This window comes from Streptomyces sp. NPDC055254, from assembly GCF_053606025.1.
In genome coordinates, this window is the sequence record NZ_JBSGQV010000006.1 from 272,490 (window position 1) to 291,834 (window position 19,345).

At 73.2% G+C, this 19,345-nt stretch carries 16 protein-coding genes; 13 read left to right on the forward strand and 3 right to left on the reverse strand.

From position 1 onward, the window contains the following. Nucleotides 1-196: 196 nt before the first annotated feature. Nucleotides 197-1,855 carry a protein kinase domain-containing protein gene (locus ACWFQ8_RS09640; protein ID WP_453785622.1) on the reverse strand — a complete coding sequence of 553 codons (1,659 nt, stop codon included), beginning with the start codon at nucleotides 1,853-1,855 and terminating at the stop codon, nucleotides 197-199. Between the two features lie 227 nt (nucleotides 1,856-2,082). On the opposite strand from ACWFQ8_RS09640, the gene ACWFQ8_RS09645 reads away from it, so the two are divergent. Further along, a complete protein-coding gene (locus tag ACWFQ8_RS09645) occupies nucleotides 2,083-3,681 on the forward strand; it encodes a protein kinase domain-containing protein (RefSeq protein WP_453785623.1) in 1,599 nt (532 codons plus the stop codon). A 142-nt stretch (nucleotides 3,682-3,823) separates the two neighbouring features. Here ACWFQ8_RS09645 and ACWFQ8_RS09650 read toward each other — a convergent pair whose 3' ends face one another. Next, nucleotides 3,824-4,486: a response regulator gene (locus ACWFQ8_RS09650; RefSeq protein ID WP_453785624.1), complete on the reverse strand. Its 663-nt coding sequence runs from the start codon at nucleotides 4,484-4,486 to the stop codon at nucleotides 3,824-3,826. Between the two features lie 325 nt (nucleotides 4,487-4,811). On the opposite strand from ACWFQ8_RS09650, the gene pdhA reads away from it, so the two are divergent. The 9 genes from pdhA (at nucleotide 4,812) to ACWFQ8_RS09695 (ending at nucleotide 14,575) form a co-directional block, all read left to right on the forward strand. After that, entirely contained in the window at nucleotides 4,812-6,011 is a 1,200-nt protein-coding gene (gene pdhA / locus ACWFQ8_RS09655; protein WP_453785625.1) for a pyruvate dehydrogenase (acetyl-transferring) E1 component subunit alpha, read from the forward strand. A gap of 5 nt (nucleotides 6,012-6,016) precedes the next feature. Next, the gene (locus tag ACWFQ8_RS09660) at nucleotides 6,017-6,997 is read left to right on the forward strand and encodes an alpha-ketoacid dehydrogenase subunit beta (RefSeq protein WP_453785626.1); all 981 of its coding nucleotides are present in this window, start codon (nucleotides 6,017-6,019) and stop codon (nucleotides 6,995-6,997) included. 31 nt (nucleotides 6,998-7,028) lie between these two features. After that, nucleotides 7,029-8,465: a dihydrolipoamide acetyltransferase family protein gene (locus ACWFQ8_RS09665; protein WP_453785674.1), complete on the forward strand. Its 1,437-nt coding sequence runs from the start codon at nucleotides 7,029-7,031 to the stop codon at nucleotides 8,463-8,465. A 392-nt stretch (nucleotides 8,466-8,857) separates the two neighbouring features. Then, a complete protein-coding gene (locus ACWFQ8_RS09670; RefSeq protein ID WP_453785627.1) occupies nucleotides 8,858-9,013 on the forward strand; it encodes a hypothetical protein in 156 nt (51 codons plus the stop codon). A 130-nt stretch (nucleotides 9,014-9,143) separates the two neighbouring features. Then, nucleotides 9,144-9,908: a hypothetical protein gene (locus ACWFQ8_RS09675; protein WP_453785628.1), complete on the forward strand. Its 765-nt coding sequence runs from the start codon at nucleotides 9,144-9,146 to the stop codon at nucleotides 9,906-9,908. A 215-nt stretch (nucleotides 9,909-10,123) separates the two neighbouring features. Beyond that, the gene (locus ACWFQ8_RS09680; protein WP_453785629.1) at nucleotides 10,124-12,028 is read left to right on the forward strand and encodes a C1 family peptidase; all 1,905 of its coding nucleotides are present in this window, start codon (nucleotides 10,124-10,126) and stop codon (nucleotides 12,026-12,028) included. A 13-nt stretch (nucleotides 12,029-12,041) separates the two neighbouring features. Then, the gene (locus ACWFQ8_RS09685) at nucleotides 12,042-12,383 is read left to right on the forward strand and encodes a hypothetical protein (RefSeq protein WP_453785630.1); all 342 of its coding nucleotides are present in this window, start codon (nucleotides 12,042-12,044) and stop codon (nucleotides 12,381-12,383) included. A 147-nt stretch (nucleotides 12,384-12,530) separates the two neighbouring features. Then, nucleotides 12,531-13,223 (forward strand): GntR family transcriptional regulator, encoded by a 693-nt coding sequence (locus ACWFQ8_RS09690; protein ID WP_453785631.1) that lies wholly within the window; start codon nucleotides 12,531-12,533, stop codon nucleotides 13,221-13,223. After that, nucleotides 13,220-14,575, forward strand: a complete 1,356-nt coding sequence (locus tag ACWFQ8_RS09695; RefSeq protein ID WP_453785632.1) for an MFS transporter — start codon at nucleotides 13,220-13,222, stop codon at nucleotides 14,573-14,575. Before ACWFQ8_RS09690 ends, ACWFQ8_RS09695 begins: the two co-directional genes overlap by 4 nt. 135 nt (nucleotides 14,576-14,710) lie before the next feature. Here ACWFQ8_RS09695 and ACWFQ8_RS09700 read toward each other — a convergent pair whose 3' ends face one another. Continuing rightward, nucleotides 14,711-15,535, reverse strand: coding sequence for a maleylpyruvate isomerase family mycothiol-dependent enzyme (locus ACWFQ8_RS09700; RefSeq protein WP_453785633.1), 825 nt, complete (start codon nucleotides 15,533-15,535; stop codon nucleotides 14,711-14,713). A gap of 158 nt (nucleotides 15,536-15,693) precedes the next feature. On the opposite strand from ACWFQ8_RS09700, the gene ACWFQ8_RS09705 reads away from it, so the two are divergent. From ACWFQ8_RS09705 to ACWFQ8_RS09715, 3 genes are all read left to right on the forward strand, one after another. Then, entirely contained in the window at nucleotides 15,694-16,479 is a 786-nt protein-coding gene (locus ACWFQ8_RS09705; RefSeq protein ID WP_453785634.1) for a carbon-nitrogen family hydrolase, read from the forward strand. A 108-nt stretch (nucleotides 16,480-16,587) separates the two neighbouring features. Continuing rightward, nucleotides 16,588-17,388, forward strand: coding sequence for a hypothetical protein (locus tag ACWFQ8_RS09710; RefSeq protein ID WP_453785635.1), 801 nt, complete (start codon nucleotides 16,588-16,590; stop codon nucleotides 17,386-17,388). A gap of 91 nt (nucleotides 17,389-17,479) precedes the next feature. Next, nucleotides 17,480-19,333, forward strand: a complete 1,854-nt coding sequence (locus ACWFQ8_RS09715; protein WP_453785636.1) for an NHL domain-containing thioredoxin family protein — start codon at nucleotides 17,480-17,482, stop codon at nucleotides 19,331-19,333. Nucleotides 19,334-19,345 lie beyond the last annotated feature (12 nt).

A 19,345-nucleotide genomic window follows, 5' to 3' on the forward strand; every position in this document is an offset into this window, starting at 1 on the left:
GCCCTCCCGTCCCGAGCGGCCGAGGCGCGGCTCGGATTCAGCGATACGCGCTCAGGTTTGCATATCGGGGCAAAAGCGGCATCCCGGGCGCCCCATCAGGGTGCCCGGGATGCCGGTGTGGCTCAGTGCCCCGCCCGGCCCGACCCGGCCCGGCCCGCCCGGCCGGTCCACCGCGGCCGCGCGGGGGCGTTCGCCGCTACTCCGGATTGCCGGTGGACACGGTCAGCGTGTACTCCGTGCCCTCCTTGGCGATCTTGTCCTGGGGAGCCGGGTTCTGCTCCAGCACGGTGTCCTTGCCGTACACCGCCTCGTCCTTCTCAATGATCTTGTACTTGCCGCCGGAGGCCTGGATGCACTCCTTGACCGAGAGCAGGTTCTTGTAGCGGAGGTCGGGCGCCGAGTACTTGCCGGCCTCGCTGTAGTGCTTCGACGGCTCCTTGCACTTGGCCGGGTCGATCGTGCGCGAGAGGTCCGGACCCTTGAAACCGGCCTTCGCGGAGCCGGACCCGGAGGCCGAGGCGCCCGGGGTCTGACCCTTCGCCTCGGGCTTGTCGTCGTCCCTGGAGAGCGCCGCGATCAGACCGCCGACCGCCAGTACGGCCACCGCGATCGCGCCGACGACCACCGGCATGTTCCGCTTGGCGCCCCCGCCGCCGACCCCCGCGCCCGGACCCTGCGCCGCCGGGGAGATCGTGTACGGCGGCGGGGTGTGCGGGGCGTACTGCTGCTGCGGCGGGGGCGTGTGCGGGTAGGCGTAGCCGCCCTGCGGCTGGGCGACCGGGCCCGGGGCGTACGGGGACGGCGCCGGGGTGTGCGGCGCCTGGTACGGGTGCTGGACCGACTGCGGCGGCGCCTGGAAGCCGGAGTCCACCGGCGGGAACACGGCGGAGGACACGCCGGCCCCGCTGCTCAGCGGACCGATCCCCTGGACGATGACCGGGGCGACGGTCTGCCCGGCGGACAGCACCCGCGCGACCTCGTCCCGCATGGCCGCGGCGGTGGGGAAGCGCTCGTTCGGGTTCTTCTTCAGGGCCCGCGCCACCAGCGCGTCCATCGCCGGGGTCACCGACCGGTTGATCGAGGACGGAGCGACCGGCTCCTCCTGCACGTGCGCGTACGCGATGGCCAGCGGCGAGTCGGCGTCGAAGGGGATGCGCCCGGTCAGCAGCTGGAACAGCATGATGCCGACCGAGTACAGGTCGGAGCGGGCGTCGACCGCGCGTCCCAGCGCCTGTTCGGGCGACAGGTACTGCGGCGTGCCGACGACCATGCCGGTCTGCGTCATCGAGGTGACCCCGGACTGCATCGCGCGGGCGATGCCGAAGTCCATCACCTTGACCACGCCGCGCTTGTTCACCATCACGTTGCCGGGCTTGATGTCCCGGTGGACCAGCCCCATCTCGTGGCTGGTCTCCAGGGCGGCCAGCACGTCGGACGTCACCTTCAGCGCCTTGTCGGCCGGCATCGCCCCGTACTGCCTGACGTCCGAGTCCAGGACGGAGCCGAGCGGCTGCCCCTCCACGTACTCCATGACGATGTACGGCATCACCGCGCCGTCCCCGGTCGGGGAGCCGGCCGAGGTGACGACGCCCTCGCCGGTGTCGAAGACCGAGACGATGTTCGTGTGCGACAGTTTGGCTACAGCCTGGGCCTCGCGGCGGAAGCGCTCGCGGAAGGACTGCTCCCGGCCCAGATCGCTGTGCAGGGTCTTGATGGCGACCTGCCGGTCGAGGGCGGAGTCGTACGCCAGGTACACGGACGCCATGCCGCCCTCACCGAGCAAGTCCCTTAGCTGGTAACGGCCACCGGCCAACGAGCCGCCCGCGTACTGGCCCTTGGTGCCGTCCTGGCTCATGACTGTTGCTTCCCCTCGGGATGTGTCCCCGCGCCTCTGGCCGGGCGCACGTGGCGCCCAGTCTGCCGGAGGGCAAGCACACGTCAAGCCGGGTGCCCGTTCCGTGACCACACGGGCGCAGGGTGTCTGTGTCCGAACGGTGACCGGTTCCGAGGCTGTAGCGTTCGTCGCAGCACAAAGAAAAGGAACCGCTGAGCGGCGGCCGAGAGAGACGACGGCGAGGACTGATGGCACCCGAACCCGAGGGAAACGGCGGCGGGATGGCCGACGGTCCTGAGCACTGGGGCGCCGGTGGCCTGGTGGGCGACGGTCGTTACCGGCTGACCCACCGCCTGGGCCGGGGCGGCATGGCCGAGGTGTTCGCCGCCGAGGACGTGCGCCTGGGGCGCACCGTCGCGGTGAAGCTGCTGCGCGCCGATCTCGCCGAGGACCCCGTGTCCAAGGCCCGCTTCACGCGCGAGGCGCAGTCGGTCGCCGGACTCAACCACCATGCCGTCGTCGCCGTGTACGACTCCGGCGAGGACCGGGTCGGCCCCAACACCGTCCCGTACATCGTGATGGAGCTGGTCGAGGGCCGCACCATCCGCGACCTGCTGATCAGCGCCGACGCCCCCGGACCGGACCAGGCGCTCATCATCGTCTCGGGCGTGCTGGAAGCACTCGCCTACTCGCACCAGCACGGCATCGTGCACCGCGACATCAAGCCGGCGAACGTCATCATCACCGAGACCGGCGCGGTCAAGGTCATGGACTTCGGCATCGCCCGCGCCCTGCACGGCGTGCAGTCGACGATGACGCAGACCGGCATGGTGATGGGCACCCCGCAGTACCTGTCGCCCGAACAGGCCCTCGGCAAGGCCGTCGACCACCGCTCCGACCTGTACGCGACCGGCTGCCTGCTGTACGAACTGCTGGCGCTGCGGCCCCCCTTCACCGGGGAGACCCCGCTGTCGGTGGTCTACCAGCACGTCCAGGACGCCCCGGTGCCGCCTTCGCAGCTGCCGGAGGGCCACCACATCCCCCAGGAGCTCGACGGCCTGGTCATGCGTTCGCTCGCCAAGGACCCGGACGACCGGTTCCAGAGCGCCGAGGAGATGCGCGGGCTGGTCCAGTACGCGCTCCGGATGCTGCACGAGCAGGGGCCCAACACCGGCACCTGGAACACCGGCCCGGTCGCCATGGCCCTGCCGCACGGCCGGGGCGGCGCCGCGCCGACCACGGCCATGCCCGTGGGCGGACCCGGCGGTCGGCAGCACCCCGCGAGCGCCTCGACCTCGCAGTTCCAGCAGCCGATGGTGGCGCCGCTGAACCCGGACGACGGCTCGGCCTTCCCCGGCGGGGGCGGCAACGGCCAGGGCGGCCACGGGGGTACCGGCGGCTACGACGGCTACGACGACCGCGGCGGCAACGGCGGCCGTTGGAAGATGTGGCTGTTCGCCGTGCTCGCGGTCGTCGCGGTCGCGGCCGGCGTGGCCTACGCCGTGAACGGCGGGGGCGGCGGGGGCGGCGGGAAGCAGCCGAACACCACCCAGAGCACCACGGGCGGCCAGCCGACCACCACCGGCCCCCCGCAGGGCACGACGGCGCCGCCGACGACCGAGCACACGCGCCCGACGGACACGGAGACGTACGCGCCGAGCTACCGGCCGACGACCTCCGCCCCGACGTTCACGCCGTCGTTCACGCCGTCGACGACGCCGCCCCCGACCACCACCAAGACCCCCTCGGCGACCCCGACGAAGACCGCCACGGCCACGGTCTCGCGGCCTCCGGTGACGACGCCTCCCCCGACGGGTGGCAACGGCGGCGAGGATCCCGCCAACTGACGCCGGCGACGGAATGGGCCCGTAGGAATGAATTCCGCCGGGCCCATTCCGCTGCGGTCGCCCGCCGTGGTCATCTGCTGCGGCCATCCGCTGCGGTCATATGGGAACAAGAGCTGCCCAGAGGGCGCGAACCGCGGTCCGTTCAGTAGCGCTGCTCCGCCTGCAGGCGGGCCACGTACGCGGCGGCCTGCGAGCGGCGTTCCATGCCCAGCTTGGAAAGCAGGCTGGAAACGTAGTTCTTGATCGTCTTCTCGGCCAGGTGCAGGCGCTCGCCGATCACCCGGTTGGTCAGGCCCTCGCCGATCAGGTCAAGGATCTTCCGCTCCTGCTCGGTGAGGTTCGACAGGCGGTCGTCGCCCTTGCCGTTCTTGCCGTCGCGCAGCCGCTCCAGGACCCGCGCGGTGGCGACCGGGTCCAGCAGCGACTTGCCGGCCGCGACGTCACGCACGGCGCTGAGCAGCTCGTTTCCGCGGATCGCCTTGAGCACGTAGCCCGAGGCGCCGGCCATGATCGCGTCGAACAGTGCCTCGTCGTCGGCGAACGAGGTCAGCATCAGGCATTTGATGTCCTCGTGCTGCGAGCGGACCTCCCGGCAGACCTCCACGCCGCTGCCGTCCGGCAGGCGGACGTCCAGGACGGCCACGTCGGGACGGGTGGCCGGGATGCGGACCAATGCGTCGGCTGCCGTACCCGCCTCGCCGACGATCTCGATGTCCTCTTCGACCGACAACAGCTCATGAACGCCGCGCCGTACCACTTCGTGGTCGTCCAGGAGGAATACCTTGATTTTTCCGTCTTCGCGCACGAAGTCAGTTTCACACACTCACCCCTTCCCTGCCGGAGTTACCCGGGATAACGTGCCGGTGTTCCGGCCCCCTGCAAGGCTGTGACCAGTGGTTGTTCCCGCTTGCGCTGATTTACTTGGAAATCCAAGCAAAATCCCAGGTCAAACGGGGTTTCGCAGTTATGCGGCGCACTGGGTAACGTGCATTGCGCAGGGCACTCGCCGGGGCACCTGTCACGCCTGGATCCCGTACACGACGCGCACCCACCCCGTGCGCGGGTACGGATGCAGGTGAGCCGCACTGGACCCCGGAGAACCCGGGTGCCGGACCGACGGAGGAGCACACGTGACCGTGGAGAGCACTGCCGCGCGCAAGCCGCGACGCAGCAGCGGCACCAAGGGGGCGGCAGGCGCGGCGAGCGCCCGCAAGACCGCCGCCGCCACCGCGAAGACGCATGACGCCGAACCTCAGCTCGTACAGCTGCTGACGCCCGAAGGGGACCGGGTCGAGAACGCAGAGAATGCGGAGTTCCTGCCCTTCGTCGCCGACATCACCACCGACGACCTGCGCGGGCTGTACCGGGACATGGTCCTGACGCGCCGCTTCGACGGTGAGGCGACCGCCCTCCAGCGCCAGGGCGAGCTGGGCCTGTGGGCCTCGCTGCTCGGCCAGGAGGCCGCCCAGATCGGCTCCGGCCGGGCCCTGCGCTCCGACGACTACGTCTTCCCGACGTACCGCGAGCACGGCGTGGCCTGGTGCCGGGGCGTCGACCCGACCAACCTGCTCGGCATGTTCCGCGGTGTGAACCACGGCGGCTGGGACCCGACCACCAACAACTTCCACCTGTACACCATCGTCATCGGCTCGCAGACGCTCCACGCGACCGGTTACGCGATGGGGGTGGCCAAGGACGGGGCCGATTCCGCGGTCATCGCCTACTTCGGCGACGGCGCCTCCAGCCAGGGCGACGTGGCCGAGGCCTTCACCTTCTCGGCGGTCTACAACTCCCCCGTGGTGTTCTTCTGCCAGAACAACCAGTGGGCGATCTCCGAGCCCACCGAGCGCCAGATGCGGGTGCCGCTCTACCAGCGCGCCCAGGGCTTCGGCTTCCCCGGCGTCCGCGTCGACGGCAACGACGTGCTGGCCTGCCTGGCCGTGACCCGCTGGGCCCTGGAGCGGGCCCGCAGCGGCGAGGGCCCGACCCTGGTCGAGGCGTTCACCTACCGCATGGGCGCGCACACCACCTCCGACGACCCGACGAAGTACCGGCGGGACGAGGAGACGGCGGCCTGGGAGGCGAAGGACCCGATCCTGCGCCTGAAGGCCCACCTGCTGGCCACCGGAGGCGCCGACGAGGCCTTCTTCGAGGGGCTGGAGACGGAGAGCGAGGCGCTCGGCAAGCGGGTGCGCGAGGTCGTGCGCGCCATGCCCGATCCCGACACCATGGCGATCTTCGAGAACGTGTACGCGGACGGGCACGCGCTCGTCGACGAGGAGCGCGCGCAGTTCGCCGCCTACCTCGCGTCCTTCGAGGGTGGGGAGTGACCACCGTGCCTACCCAGAAGATGTCGATCGCGAAGGCGCTCAACGAGTCGCTGCGCAAGGCCCTGGAGACGGACCCGAAGGTCCTGATCATGGGCGAGGACGTGGGCAAGCTCGGTGGTGTCTTCCGCATCACCGACGGCCTGCAGAAGGACTTCGGCGAGGAGCGGGTCATCGACACCCCGCTCGCCGAGTCGGGGATCGTCGGTACGGCGATCGGCCTCGCCCTGCGCGGCTACCGCCCGGTCGTGGAGATCCAGTTCGACGGTTTCGTCTTCCCCGCGTACGACCAGATCGTCACGCAGCTCGCGAAGATGCACGCGCGGGCCCTGGGCAAGATCAAGCTGCCCGTCGTCGTACGCATCCCGTACGCGGGCGGCATCGGCGCGGTCGAGCACCACAGCGAGTCGCCGGAGGCGCTCTTCGCGCACGTGCCCGGCCTCAAGGTGGTCTCCCCCTCGAACGCCGCCGACGCGTACTGGATGCTCCAGCAGGCGATCCTGAGCGACGACCCGGTGATCTTCTTCGAGCCGAAGCGGCGCTACTGGGACAAGGGCGAGGTCGACGTCGACGCGATTCCGGACGCGCTGCACGCGTCCCGGGTGGCCCGCGAGGGCTCGGACGTCACGCTCGCCGCCTACGGCCCGATGGTGAAGGTCTGCCTTGAGGCGGCCGCCGCCGCGGCCGAGGAGGGCAAGTCGGTGGAGGTCGTCGACCTGCGCTCGATGTCCCCGGTCGACTTCGACGGGATCCAGGCGTCGGTCGAGAAGACCCGCCGGCTCGTGGTCGTCCACGAGGCGCCGGTGTTCCTGGGCATGGGCTCGGAGATCGCCGCTCGCATCACGGAGCGGTGCTTCTACCACCTGGAGGCGCCGGTCCTGCGCGTGGGCGGTTTCCACGCCCCGTACCCGCCGGCCCGCCTGGAGGACGAGTACCTGCCCGGCCTGGACAGGGTGCTCGACGCCGTCGACCGCTCGCTGGCGTACTGAGGAGAGCCCCGTGACCATCCGCGAATTCAAAATGCCCGATGTGGGCGAGGGCCTCACTGAGGCCGAGATCCTCAAGTGGTACGTCCAGCCCGGTGACACCGTCACCGACGGCCAGGTCGTCTGCGAGGTCGAGACCGCGAAGGCGGCCGTGGAACTGCCGATCCCGTTCGACGGGACCGTGCACGCGCTCCTCTTCGAGGAGGGCACCACGGTCGACGTCGGCCAGGTGATCATCTCGGTCGCGACGCAGGCCCCGGCCGGCGCGGCCGAGACCCCGGTCCAGGAGGCCGCCCCGGCGGCCGCCGCGGCCGCCGCCCCCGCCGCACCGGCGGAGGAGGCCGCGCCCCAGGCGCGCCAGCCCGTCCTGGTCGGCTACGGCGTCTCCACCGCGTCCACCAAGCGCCGCCCGCGCAAGGCGGTCCCCGGTGCGGCGCGGACGGCCGTGCCGTCGCGCAACGGTTCCGCCCCCGCGGCGCCGGCCGCCCCCGCGGCCCCGGCCGTGCCGGCGCAGCCCGGTACGGGCGAGCGGCCGCTGGCCAAGCCGCCGGTGCGCAAGCTCGCCAAGGACCTCGGGATCGATCTGGCCGTCGTGGTGCCCACGGGCGCCGGCGGGGTCGTGACCCGGGAGGACGTCCACGCGGCGGCCACCGCGGTGCTCGCGCCGCAGGAGGCCCCCGCCCCGGCGGCAGCGGCCGCGCCCGCACCGGCGGCGGCTGCGGCTGCGGCGCAGGCCGTCGCGGCCCCGGCCGGGCAGGCCGAGGCGACGGCCAGGGAGACCCGTATCCCGGTCAAGGGCGTCCGCAAGGTCACCGCCCAGGCCATGGTGGGCTCGGCCTTCACCGCGCCGCACGTCACCGAGTTCATCACCTTCGACGTGACCCGCACGATGAAGCTGGTCCAGGAGCTCAAGGCCGACCCGGACCTCGCGGGGCTGCGGATCAACCCGCTGCTGCTCATCGCGAAGGCCGTCCTGGTCGCGGTCCGCCGCAACCCGGAGGTCAACGCCTCCTGGGACGAGGCGGCCCAGGAGATCGTGCTCAAGCACTACGTCAACCTGGGCATCGCGGCGGCCACCCCCCGCGGGCTGATCGTCCCGAACATCAAGGACGCGCACGCCAAGACCCTGCCGGAGCTCTCGGAGGCCCTGTCCTCGCTGGTCGCCACGGCCCGCGACGGCAAGACATCCCCGGCCGACATGCAGAACGGCACGCTCACCATCACCAACGTGGGCGTCTTCGGCGTCGACACCGGTACGCCCATCCTGAACCCCGGCGAGTCCGCGATCCTCGCGGTCGGCGCGATCAAGCTCCAGCCGTGGGTCCACAAGGGCAAGGTCAAGCCGCGGCAGGTCACCACCCTGGCGCTGTCGTTCGACCACCGCCTCATCGACGGCGAGCTCGGCTCCCGCTTCCTGGCCGACATCGCGGCCGTCCTGGAGCACCCGCGCAGGCTGGTCACCTGGTCCTGACCGGATGCGCGCACCCGTACCCTCCCGCCGCCCCCGGGCCGGTGGGAGGGTACGGAAACCACTGTCGCGGCCCCGGCCCCGTGTGATCATCGCCGGATGCTCATCCGCCCCGCCCCCGCCGCGCTCCGCCCCCCTACCGCGGACCCCGCGGCCCTGGCCCGTGCCGACGCCCACCCGGCAGCGAACCGCGGGTCAGGGACGAGGAGCAGCCGGCCCGCGAGGACCTCGCGTTCTCCCCGGACCGCCCGGGCGAGCGCTCCTGGTGGCGCCTCGCCGGGCTGCCGGACGGCGCGCCGGCCGGCCTGGCGCTGCCCTCGGCGACGCCCTACCACCGCGACGTCGGCCACCTCGGCGTCGTACCGGAGCAGCCGGGCAAGGGCCTGATCGACGACGTGCTGGATGAGCTCACCCGCTTCCACGCGGCGGCGGGCGCGGAGCGGATCACCGCGACCACGGACACCGTCAACATGCCGAGGGCCGCGGCTTTCGACCGGGCCGGCTACGAGATCACCGAGATCCGGCTGGTCAGACAAGCGCGCATGAGGTGAATCCCCCGCACGGAACGGCGACGGGCTCGCCGCCGCCCTCGTGCCGGGGAGCGCGGTGGCGCCCGCCGTGGCCGTCCCCGCCCCGCGGGGGCGGTGAGGCGGTAGCCTCCCGCCGGGGAAGGGGGCCGGGGTGTCCATCGCAGAACTGCAGGTGTACTCCGTTGAGGAGGCCGACGTCACGGGCGGGGTGTGCGTGGTCCGGTGCGTGGGCGGCGTGGCGCGGACCGGGCAGGTCTACGCCGTCGGTGAGCTCCGCCTCGGCCTGCGCGGCATCGAGCGGTACGGGCGGACCGTGGTCTCGGTCGGAGCCGGGCACACGGCCCGGGTGCACCTCAGGGGGGCCGTGGTCGCGCTGCTGACCCCGGGCCAGGTGCTGACGGCGGTGCCGCCGGACGGGCACGCGCTGGCGGAGCTGGAGGACTGGCTGGCCGCCGATCCGCCGCTGGGGGACGAACCGGCGCCGCGGACGCTGCGGAGCCTGGCCGGGAGCCGGATGCGGGACGAGCGGCTGCCGGACGCGGTCCGGCTGCGCTGGGGGCGCGTGGCGGTGACCGCGACCTACCGATGCGCGGCGCTGGAAGGCGCGTCCGAGCTGGTCCGGGGGGCCGAGCTGGCCGGCGTGCGCGGCTACCTGATCCAGCGCTTCGGCCCCGGGCGCGGCGGCGACCCGGCGGCCCTGTGCCGGGAGGCGCTGGCGCTGATCGACCTCACCCCGCAGGCCGCGCTGGCGCAGGCCCGTACCTGGCGGGACCTGCCGAAGTCCCGGATCCAGCACCTGCGCCGGATCAAGAACCTGATCCCCGCCCTGGCCCTCGTACGGTCCCACCTTCCGGACGCCGACCCCCTGGCGCGGGCGGTCGACGCCTGGGCGGCGGTCCGGGCCGAGCTCCCGTGAACCATGCCGGGGCGCTCCCGCGCCGGGGCGGCTCAGCGGGGCGGGTACGCCGCCCGTGAGCTTGTCGGCGGCCGAGGTGGCCGACGCCGTGACGGGCCGTGGTCGTACGCGCCGCCCGTGCCACCGCGCGACCGTACGGCGCCCCTTGACGGGCCCCGGTGCCGGCGGGAGGCTCCCGGATCTCGGATCCGAACGGTTGCAGCTGGGGGGCCGCCATGCCGGAGGAGTCTGTCCAGACGGTGGGGGAGCTACGGGCACGGCTCGTGGCACGCGGAGCGCGCTGGTCCGTCCTGGAACACCTGGCCGACGAGGATCCGGTGCCCCGGCCCTCGCTCGGTCTGGAGCCCGGGGCGAACCTGACGCCCGCCGATGCGGTGGGACCCGTCGACCTGCGCTCGCTCGTGGGAGGGGAGAGCGGCAATCCCCACCTCACCCGCCGCCGCGCCGCGCACGGGCTGCTCCCCGGCCGGGAGGCCGACCCGGCGACCCGCCCGGCGGCCGCCGCCCGGCCCGCCGCCGTCGACTGGCGCCACCGCTGGGGCTGGCCCTGGATCACCAAGGTCAGGGACCAGAACCCCTGCGGCTCCTGCTGGGCGTTCGGCGCGGCCGGCCTGGTCGAGTCCATGGCCCGGATCGAGCACGACGTCTGGGCCCGGCGCTCCGAGGGCGACGTGCACGACGCGCTGAAGTCCACCTGCGGGCAGGGTGGCAACCCCGAGACCGCGCTGGACTGGATCAAGGACAACGGCGGGCTCGCCGACCCGGACTGCTGGCCGTACAGCACGCCGCCCGCCGGGCTGCCCGCCGCCCGGCGCGACGCCTGGCGCGCCGAGTACACGCCGAGCTGGGACAGGTCGGGCAGGACGGTCCGGATCACCGACTACGTGCGGCTCGGCGACGTGGAGCAGCAGAAGATCTGGCTGGACACGGTCGGCCCGCTGACCGCCTGCTTCGACGTCTACGACGACTTCTTCGCCCTGGGCTCCGGGGTCTACCACCGCACCAGCGACCGGCTCGCGGGCGGCCACTGCGTGCTCGTCGTCGGCTACGACGACGCCGCGGGCTGCTGGCTGTTCAAGAACTCCTGGGGGCCGGGCTACCACGTGGGCGGCTACGGCCGGATCGCCTACGGCGAGGCAGGCATCGACTACTGGGCCAAGTGCGGACTGCGCGGCACCAACATCGACCCGTGGAGCAAGCGCCGCCTGCACGCCGGCAACGTCTACGAGAGCGGCAACGGCCGGTCCCACCGCAACTTCGAGCTGCTCGCCACCACCGCCGGCAGCCGTCTCCAGCACTGGTGGCGCGAGGGCGACGCGCCTTTCCCCTGGGCCCGCGCGGGCACGTTCGCGAGTGACGCCTCCGGCCAGCCGGCCTTCACCGGGAGCACGTACAACCGGAACATGGAGTCCCTGCACGTGACCACCGGCGGCCGGCTGCGCCACTGGTACTACGAGCAGACCGGCGGCGCCTGGCGCGACGGCGGTGCCTTCGGGCCGGGTGACGCGGCCGTCGGTTCGACGCCGGGCTTCATCCAGAGCGACTACGGGAAGCCGGGCAACTTCGAGGTGGTCGTCCGCACCGCCGACGGCCGGCTGAACCACTGGTGGCGGATCAACGGCGCCCCCTGGAGCTGGAACGACGGCGGCCGGTTCGCCTCCGGCATCGCCCACTACGGACCGGCGCTGGTCCAGACCCGGGGCCGGCGCCTCGACCTCGTCGCCACCCGGCTGGACGGCTGCATGCAGTTGTGGTGGCGCGACGACGCGAACGGCTTCGCCTGGCGCCCCGGGGAGGTCTTCGGCGCCGGGGCCACGTCCGCGCCCTGCTTGATCGAGGGGCAGTACGGGGCCGCCGACGAGGACACCGCCGGGAACTACGAGCTGTGCGTGGCCGTCGCCGGAGGCTTCGTCGAGCACTGGTGGCGGGGCAACACGGGTGCCTCGGGGTGGAGCCGCGGCGCGGTGTTCGGCCACGACGTCCTCGCGGTCACCGGGATGCTCCAGGGCAGCTTCGGGTTCAACCTGGAAGTCATCGTCCTGCGCACCGACCGCCGGCTCCAGCACTACTGGCGCGACCGCGCGGGCTGGCACGAGGGGCCGGTCGTCGGCCCCGTCTGAGAGGACCGCCCGGGTGGAAGTACGGAGCGTCACGCTGGACCCCGGCGAGCCCTACGAGCTGCGGCTCGGCGGGCGGGGGGCGCGCGGGTACGTGTGGACCTGGCAGGTCACCGGTGACGCGGACGCGGTGTCGGTGGCCGAGGGCCCGCCCGGGGCCGGGGCCGGGACCGGGTTGGCGCCGGGGAGCCCGGTGGACGTCCTGCCCGGCGCCCCGGTGGAGCGGACGTACCTCGTCCGGGGACTCCGGGGCGGGCGGGCCCGGATCCGCTTCGCGCAGGTCCGGCCGCCCTACCCGGACGAGGCCCCGTACGACGAGTTCGTCCTGGACGTGGAGGTCACCCGCGGGGCCCGCTGAGCGCCGGTGCCGAACGTCGTGCGGCCGACGAAGCCGCGCAACATCCTTCGATGCGGGCGCGGCGGCGCTCCGGGCTCACCGTCGCGGACGGGTCCGCATCGTGGACGCCGCCCGGGTTTGCACCTCTGATGTATCTATCCTGTGCGCATGCCGGCCGCCCCTCCTCCTTCCGCCCCCGCCCCCGCGCCCACTCCCCCGCGCACGAGCGCCGTGACCGCCGCCGACCGGGTCTACCGGCACGTCAAGCAGGGGGTGCTCGACCGTCGCTACGAGGGCGGCACCCTGCTCACCGAGGGCGAACTGGCCGGAGCCGTCGGGGTGTCCCGCACCCCGGTCCGCGAGGCGCTGCTGCGGCTGGAGACCGAGGGGCTGCTGAAGCTGTACCCGAAGAAGGGCGCGCTGGTCCTGCCGGTCTCCGCGCAGGAGATCACCGACGTGCTCGAAACCCGGCTGCTGGTCGAGGAGTTCACCGTACGGCGGGCCGTGCCCGCGCCCCCCGGCCTGCTGGACCGGCTCGCCGACCTGGTCGAGGAACAGCGCGGGCACGCCGCCGCGGGCGACCTGGCGGCGATGATGGCCGCCGACCGGGCCTTCCACGCCGAGATCGTGCGCAGCGCCGGCAACCAGATCCTCCAACGCCTCTACGACCAACTGCGCGACCGGCAGTTGCGGATGGGGGTGGCCGTGCTGCACGCCCACCCCGACCGGGTCGAGCGGACCCTGGCCGAGCACACCGAGATCCTCGACGCGCTGCGCGCCGGGGACGCGCAGGCGGCGGCCGCGGCGGTCCGCGGGCACATCGGGCGGGTCGAGGCGCTGGTGCGGGGGTCGGGCCGATGACCGCGCCGGCCGCGTCCCCCGGCGCCGCGGGGGCTCCAGGTGCCGCGGGAACTCCCGGCGCCGCGGGCCCTCCCGACGTCCGTGTCGGCGCCGCCCTGCCCGCGGCCGAGGACCCACCGGGCGGCCGGCGGGCGGTCGCCGTCTGGGGCATCGGCGTCGCCGTCTACTTCGTCGCGGTGATCTTCCGGACCAGCCTCGGCGTCGCCGGACTCGACGCCGCCGACCGCTTCCACGTCAACGCCTCGGCCCTGGCCGCCTTCTCGCTGCTCCAACTCCTCGTGTACGCGGGCATGCAGATACCCGTCGGCCTGATGGTGGACCGGCTCGGTACCAAGAAAGTGCTGACGCTGGGCGCGGTGCTCTTCACGATCGGGCAGCTCGGCTTCGCGCTCTCGCCCTCGTACGGGATGGCACTCGCCGCGCGCGCCCTGCTGGGCTGCGGCGACGCGATGACCTTCATCTCCGTACTGCGGCTCGGCAACCGGTGGTTCCCGGCCCGGCGCGGACCGCTCGTGGCGCAGCTGGCCGGGCTGGTCGGCATGGCGGGCAACCTCGTCTCCACCCTGGTGCTGGCGCCCGTCCTGCACGGCGTCGGCTGGACGGCGGCCTTCGCGGGCAGCGCCGTCGCGGGGCTGGTCGTCCTGGTGCCGCTGGTGCTGTTCCTGCGCGACCACCCCGAGGGGCACGGGTCACCGCCCCGGCCGAACGTGGCGCGGGGCGGCGGGGGCGGCTTCGTGCGCCGTCAGATCGCCGAGTCCTGGCGGGAGCCCGGTACCCGGCTCGGGCTGTGGGTGCACTTCACCACCCAGTTCCCCGCGATGGTGTTCCTGCTGCTGTGGGGGATGCCGTTCCTGGTCGAGGCGCAGGGGCTGTCCCGGAGCACGGCGGGCGGGCTGCTGACGCTGGTGGTCGCCTCGAACATGGCCCTCGGGCTGGTCTACGGCCAGGTCGTGGGACGCCGGCAGTCCGCGCGGATACCGCTGGCGCTGGGCACGGTCGGCGTCACCGCCACGCTGTGGGCGGCGGTGCTCGCGTATCCGGGGGACCGGGCGCCGATGTGGCTGCTGGTCGCCCTGTGCCTGGTGCTCGGGATGTGCGGACCGGCGTCGATGATCGGCTTCGACTTCGCCCGTCCGGCCAACCCGGCGGAGCGCCAGGGCACCGCCTCCGGGATCACGAACATGGGCGGCTTCCTCGCCTCGATGACCACCCTGCTCGCGGTGGGCGTCCTGCTGGACGCCACCGGCGACAACTACCGCATCGCCTTCTCGACGGTCTTCGTCCTCGAAGCCCTCGGCGTGGCCCAGATCCTCCGGCTGCGCCCCCACGCCCTCGCCCGCGAGGCGGCGTAGCCCCCGCCGGGCACATCCGGCTCCGCCGACGTTCGAGGCGCGGGGGTCCGGGGCGGAGCCGGGTTCGGCACGGACCCCGGCCCGCCGCGAGGCGTCACCGCGTCACCCGGTCAGCCGCGTCACCGGGTCACCGCGTCACGGCGTCACCGCGAAGGCCGCGAGAATGGCGGCGGCCAGCTCCGGATCGCCCTCCACCTTCACCCGGTCGGCCACGGCGTGCGCCCGCACCCGCCCCGCCGCCAGGCGGACGTACGTCGGCCAGTCCAGCGTCAGCGTCACCGCCGGACCCAGCGACGGCGCCTTGTCCAGCGTCCCCTGGCCGTTCGCGTCGACCCGTACCGTCCGCATGAACTCCAGCTGCCCGTGCACGTCCAGGACCACCGCCGAGTTCGCGGGCGCGCCCGCCCCCTTGGCGACCGCCTTCGGCAGCCCCGCCAGCAGGACGTCCCGCGCCACGTGGGCGCCCGGGGAGTCCCAGTTGCCGGGTGCGCCCAGCGCCGCCCGCAGGTCCTGCTCGTGGACCCACACGTCGTACGCCCGCAGCCGCAGCGCCTGCTCCAGCGTCACCTGGTCGCCCAGCGGGCCCCGCACCATCGTGGCCGGATCCCGCTTCTCGTTGCGCAGCTGGCGGGCGCGCCGGATGACGGTGTACTCCAACTCCGAGGTCATCTCCGGCGCGGTGTGGTGCCGGCGCACGTCGACCTGCACCTCCATGTACCGGCTGAACTCGTCCACCACGTGCCGCAGGTCCCGGGCCACGGTGTGGATCGGCCGCGGGTCCCCGAGCTGCTCGCACTCGATACCGATGATGTGCGACACGACGTCGCGGACCGACCAGCCCGGGCACGGCGTCGCCCGGTTCCACTCGCCCTCCGCCAGCGGGAGGACCAGCTCGGATATCGCCTCGATGGAGTGCGTCCACGCGTCGGCATAGGGCTGAAGGCTGGGATGGACGGTCAACGGGACCCCTCGCGGTGCTGTTCAGTGGCGCGGTCTGGATGCTCAAGACTTCGGAGACTCAGTTTCCAAAACTACGCTGCCGGTGAGCACCCCGGCAGTGCTTTCGTGTGACGATCGTAGGCCCGAGTTGACGGCTTGAATGCCAGGACGGTGGTAGTGTGCGCGCCTCGCTGATCCAAATCGCGGTGAATGAGGGCGAGTCGGTGTCTTCCCGGCGTACTCGGGTGGCCGATCTCGTACGGGAGCAGGCGGGGTCCGACCTCGTGGTCCTGCCGGAGCTGTGGACGGTCGGAGCCTTCACCTACGAGCAGTTCGAGACCGAGGCGGAGCCGCTCGACGGCCCGACCTACGAGGTCATGGCCGGCGCCGCGCGCGACGCCGGGGTGTGGCTGCACGCCGGCTCGGTCGTGGAGCGCGCGGGTGACGGCTCGCTCTACAACACCGCCCTCGTGCTGTCCCCGGCGGGCGAGCTGGCCGCCACCTACCGCAAGATCCACCGTTTCGGCTTCGACCAGGGCGAGGCGGTGCTGATGTCGGCCGGCGACTCCCTCACCACGGTGACCCTGCCGGAGCAGGTCCTCGGCATCGCCACCTGCTACGACCTGCGCTTCCCCGAGCTCTTCCGGGGTCTGGTCGACGCCGGCGCGACCACGATGGTCGTCGCGGCCGGCTGGCCCGCGCGCCGCCGCTCGCACTGGACCCTGCTCAACCGGGCGCGGGCCGTGGAGGACCAGTCGTACGTCCTGGCGTGCGGCCTGGCGGGCACCCACGCGGGCGTCGAACAGGCCGGGCACAGCATGGTGGTGGACCCGTGGGGCGAGGTCCTGGCGGAGGCCGGCCCCGGCGAGGACGTCCTGACGGTGGACCTGGACCCGGCGAAGGTCGCCGAGACCCGCTCCCAGTTCCCGGCCCTCAAGGACCGCCGCCCGGACATCGGCCGCTGAAGCGCCGCCCGCCGTCGCCCTCGGTCCGGCAGCCGTCCGCGACGGCGGGTGTTTCGTCCCGTACGGGTGGTTTCGTGGCGTGCTCCGCGCCCGCGATAGGTTGCCGTCATGCCCCTGCTCTACGTGACCGACCTGGCCTACCCCGCGCGCGGCCGCCGCTACTGCGACGAGGACATATTCCTCACCTCGCGGCTGCGGGAGTCCTTCGAGATCGCCCTGTGCCATCCCGCCGACGCCCGCGCCCTGATGCCCGGCTTCGACGCCGTGGTCGTGCGCAACAGCGGGCCGGTCCTGCACTACCAGGAGGCCTACGACGCCTTCCGCGCGGCCGCCCTCGCCGCCGGGATCAGGGTCTACAACCCGCTGACCGGCCGCGGTGACATGGCGGGCAAGCAGTACCTCCTCGACCTCACGGCCGCCGGCTACCCGGTCATCCCGACCGTCGACGACCCGGCCCGACTGGCGGAGCTCCCCCGGGTGCCGCTGTACGCGGTCAAGCCCAAGCAGGGCGCGGACTCCATCGGCCTGGAGTTCACCGCGCGGCCCTCGGGCCCGGCCGGCTCCGTCCTGATCCAGCCGCGCATCGACTTCGCCTACGAGGTCTCCTTCTACTTCGTCGACGACGCCTTCCAGTACGCGCTGTACGCCCCGGACCCGGCCCGCCGCTGGGAACTGCGGCCGTACGAACCCACCGCCGCCGATCTCGCCTTCGCCCACGGCTTCGTCGAGTGGAACACCCTCGACCACGGCATCCAGCGCGTGGACGCCTGCCGTGCGCCCTCCGGCGAACTGCTGCTGGTGGAGCTGGAGGACCTGAACCCGTACCTCTCCCTGGACCTCCTCCCCCCGGCCGTCCAGGACGCCTTCGTCACGGCCCTCACCCGCTCGCTCCGCACCTTCCTGGGCTGACGCGGGCCCGGAGCCGCTCGGGCCGCTCGGCACGCGGCCGGCTTCGTACGCCCGTGACCTCGCGTTCACGGGCGGGTGGCAAGCTTGAAGCATGAACGATGCCGCCCCGGCGCCCACCCCCGCGCCCGCGCCCCGACGTGCCCGTCTCCGTGCCCCCGAGCTGATCGGCAAGGGCGGCTGGCTGAACACGGGCGGGAAAGACCTGACCCTCACCGGACTCCGAGGACGGATCGTCATCCTCGATTTCTGGACCTTCTGCTGCGTGAACTGCCTGCACGTCCTCGACGAGCTGCGCGAGCTGGAGGAGAAGCACCGCGACACCGTCGTGATCGTCGGCGTGCACTCCCCGAAGTTCGTGCACGAGGCCGAGCACGCGGCCGTCGTCGACGCCGTCGAGCGGTACGAGGTGCACCACCCGGTCCTGGACGACCCCGAGCTCGCGACCTGGAAGCAGTACGCCGTACGGGCCTGGCCCACGCTCGTGGTGATCGACCCCGAGGGCTACATCGTCGCCCAGCACGCCGGTGAGGGGCACGCGCACGCCCTGGAGCGCCTCGTGGGCGAGCTGGAGGCCGAGCACGAGGCCAAGGGCACCCTGCGCCGGGGCGACGGGCCGTACGTGGCTCCCGAGCCGGTCGCGACCGATCTGCGGTTCCCCGGCAAGGCCGTCGTCCTGCCCGGCGGGAACCTCCTGGTGTCCGACACCACCCGGCACCAGCTCGTGGAGCTGACCGCCGACGGGGAGGGCGTCGTACGCCGCATCGGCGGCGGCGAGCGCGGCTTCGGCCCCGGCGCGTTCAGCGAGCCGCAGGGGCTGGCGCTGCTGCCCTCGGGCGCCGTCGTCGTCGCCGACACGGTCAACCACGCGCTGCGCGTCTTCGACCCTGCCACCGGCGCCGTGGAGACCGTCGCCGGAACGGGGCGCCAGTGGTGGCAGGGCTCGCCGACCTCCGGCCCCGCCCTGGAGGTGGACCTGTCCTCGCCGTGGGACGTGGCCTGGTGGCAGGGCCGGGTGTGGATCGCCATGGCCGGTGTCCACCAGCTGTGGACCTGGGACCCGGAGTCGGGGACCGTCGAGGTCGCGGCGGGCACGACCAGCGAGGGCCTGCACGACGGTCCCGCCCGGGAGGCCTGGCTCGCCCAGCCGTCCGGGCTCGCCGCCGCCGGAGACCGGCTGTGGATCGCCGACGCGGAGAACAGCGCCCTGCGCTACGTGGAGGCCGACCCCCGGGCGGAGGGCGGCTACGCGATCCGCACCGCCGTGGGCACCGGACTGTTCGACTTCGGGCACCGCGACGGCCCGGCCGGCCAGGCGCTGCTCCAGCACCCGCTGGGGGTCACCGCCCTGCCCGACGGTTCGGTCGCGCTCAGCGACACGTACAACCACGCGCTGCGCCGGTACGACCCCGCCACCGGCGAGGTCACCACCCTCGCCACCGACCTGCGCGAGCCCAGCGACGCCGTGCTCGTCGGCGAGGACATCGTGGTCGTCGAGTCGGCCCGGCACCGGCTGACCCGGCTGCGGCTGCCGGAGGAGGCGGTCCGCGTCGAGGCCGTGGCGCACCGCACGCAGCGGTCCGCGACCGAGGTCGCCCCGGGCACCCTGCGGCTGGACGTGGTGTTCCAGGCGCCCACCGGGCAGAAGCTGGACGACCGGTACGGGCCGTCCACCCGGCTGCTGGTCTCCTCGACCCCGCCCGAGCTGCTGGTGTCCGGCGAGGGCGCGGGGACGGACCTGTTCCGGGAACTGGAGCTGAACCCCGAGGTCACCGAGGGCGTCGTGCACGTCTCCGCGATGGCGGCGTCCTGCGACGACGACCCGCACAACGAGTACCCGGCCTGCCACGTGCACCAGCAGGACTGGGGTGTGCCGGTGAAGGTCACCGCGGACGGCGCGACCCGGCTGCCGCTGGTGCTGGCCGGCCTCGACGCCGGACCGGAGTAGCGGGCGGCGGAA

Excerpts from the sequence above, each read along its gene's own strand:
- ACWFQ8_RS09690 (WP_453785631.1), top strand. The coding sequence starts at position 12,531 with ATGCCGGCCGCCCCTCCTCCTTCCGCCCCCGCCCCCGCGCCCACTCCC.
- ACWFQ8_RS09695 (WP_453785632.1), top strand. The coding sequence starts at position 13,220 with ATGACCGCGCCGGCCGCGTCCCCCGGCGCCGCGGGGGCTCCAGGTGCC.
- ACWFQ8_RS09665 (WP_453785674.1), top strand. The coding sequence starts at position 7,029 with ATGCCCGATGTGGGCGAGGGCCTCACTGAGGCCGAGATCCTCAAGTGG.
- ACWFQ8_RS09680 (WP_453785629.1), top strand. The coding sequence starts at position 10,124 with ATGCCGGAGGAGTCTGTCCAGACGGTGGGGGAGCTACGGGCACGGCTC.
- ACWFQ8_RS09710 (WP_453785635.1), top strand. The coding sequence starts at position 16,588 with ATGCCCCTGCTCTACGTGACCGACCTGGCCTACCCCGCGCGCGGCCGC.
- ACWFQ8_RS09645 (WP_453785623.1), top strand. The coding sequence starts at position 2,083 with ATGGCACCCGAACCCGAGGGAAACGGCGGCGGGATGGCCGACGGTCCT.
- ACWFQ8_RS09640 (WP_453785622.1), bottom strand. The coding sequence starts at position 1,855 with ATGAGCCAGGACGGCACCAAGGGCCAGTACGCGGGCGGCTCGTTGGCC.
- ACWFQ8_RS09715 (WP_453785636.1), top strand. The coding sequence starts at position 17,480 with ATGAACGATGCCGCCCCGGCGCCCACCCCCGCGCCCGCGCCCCGACGT.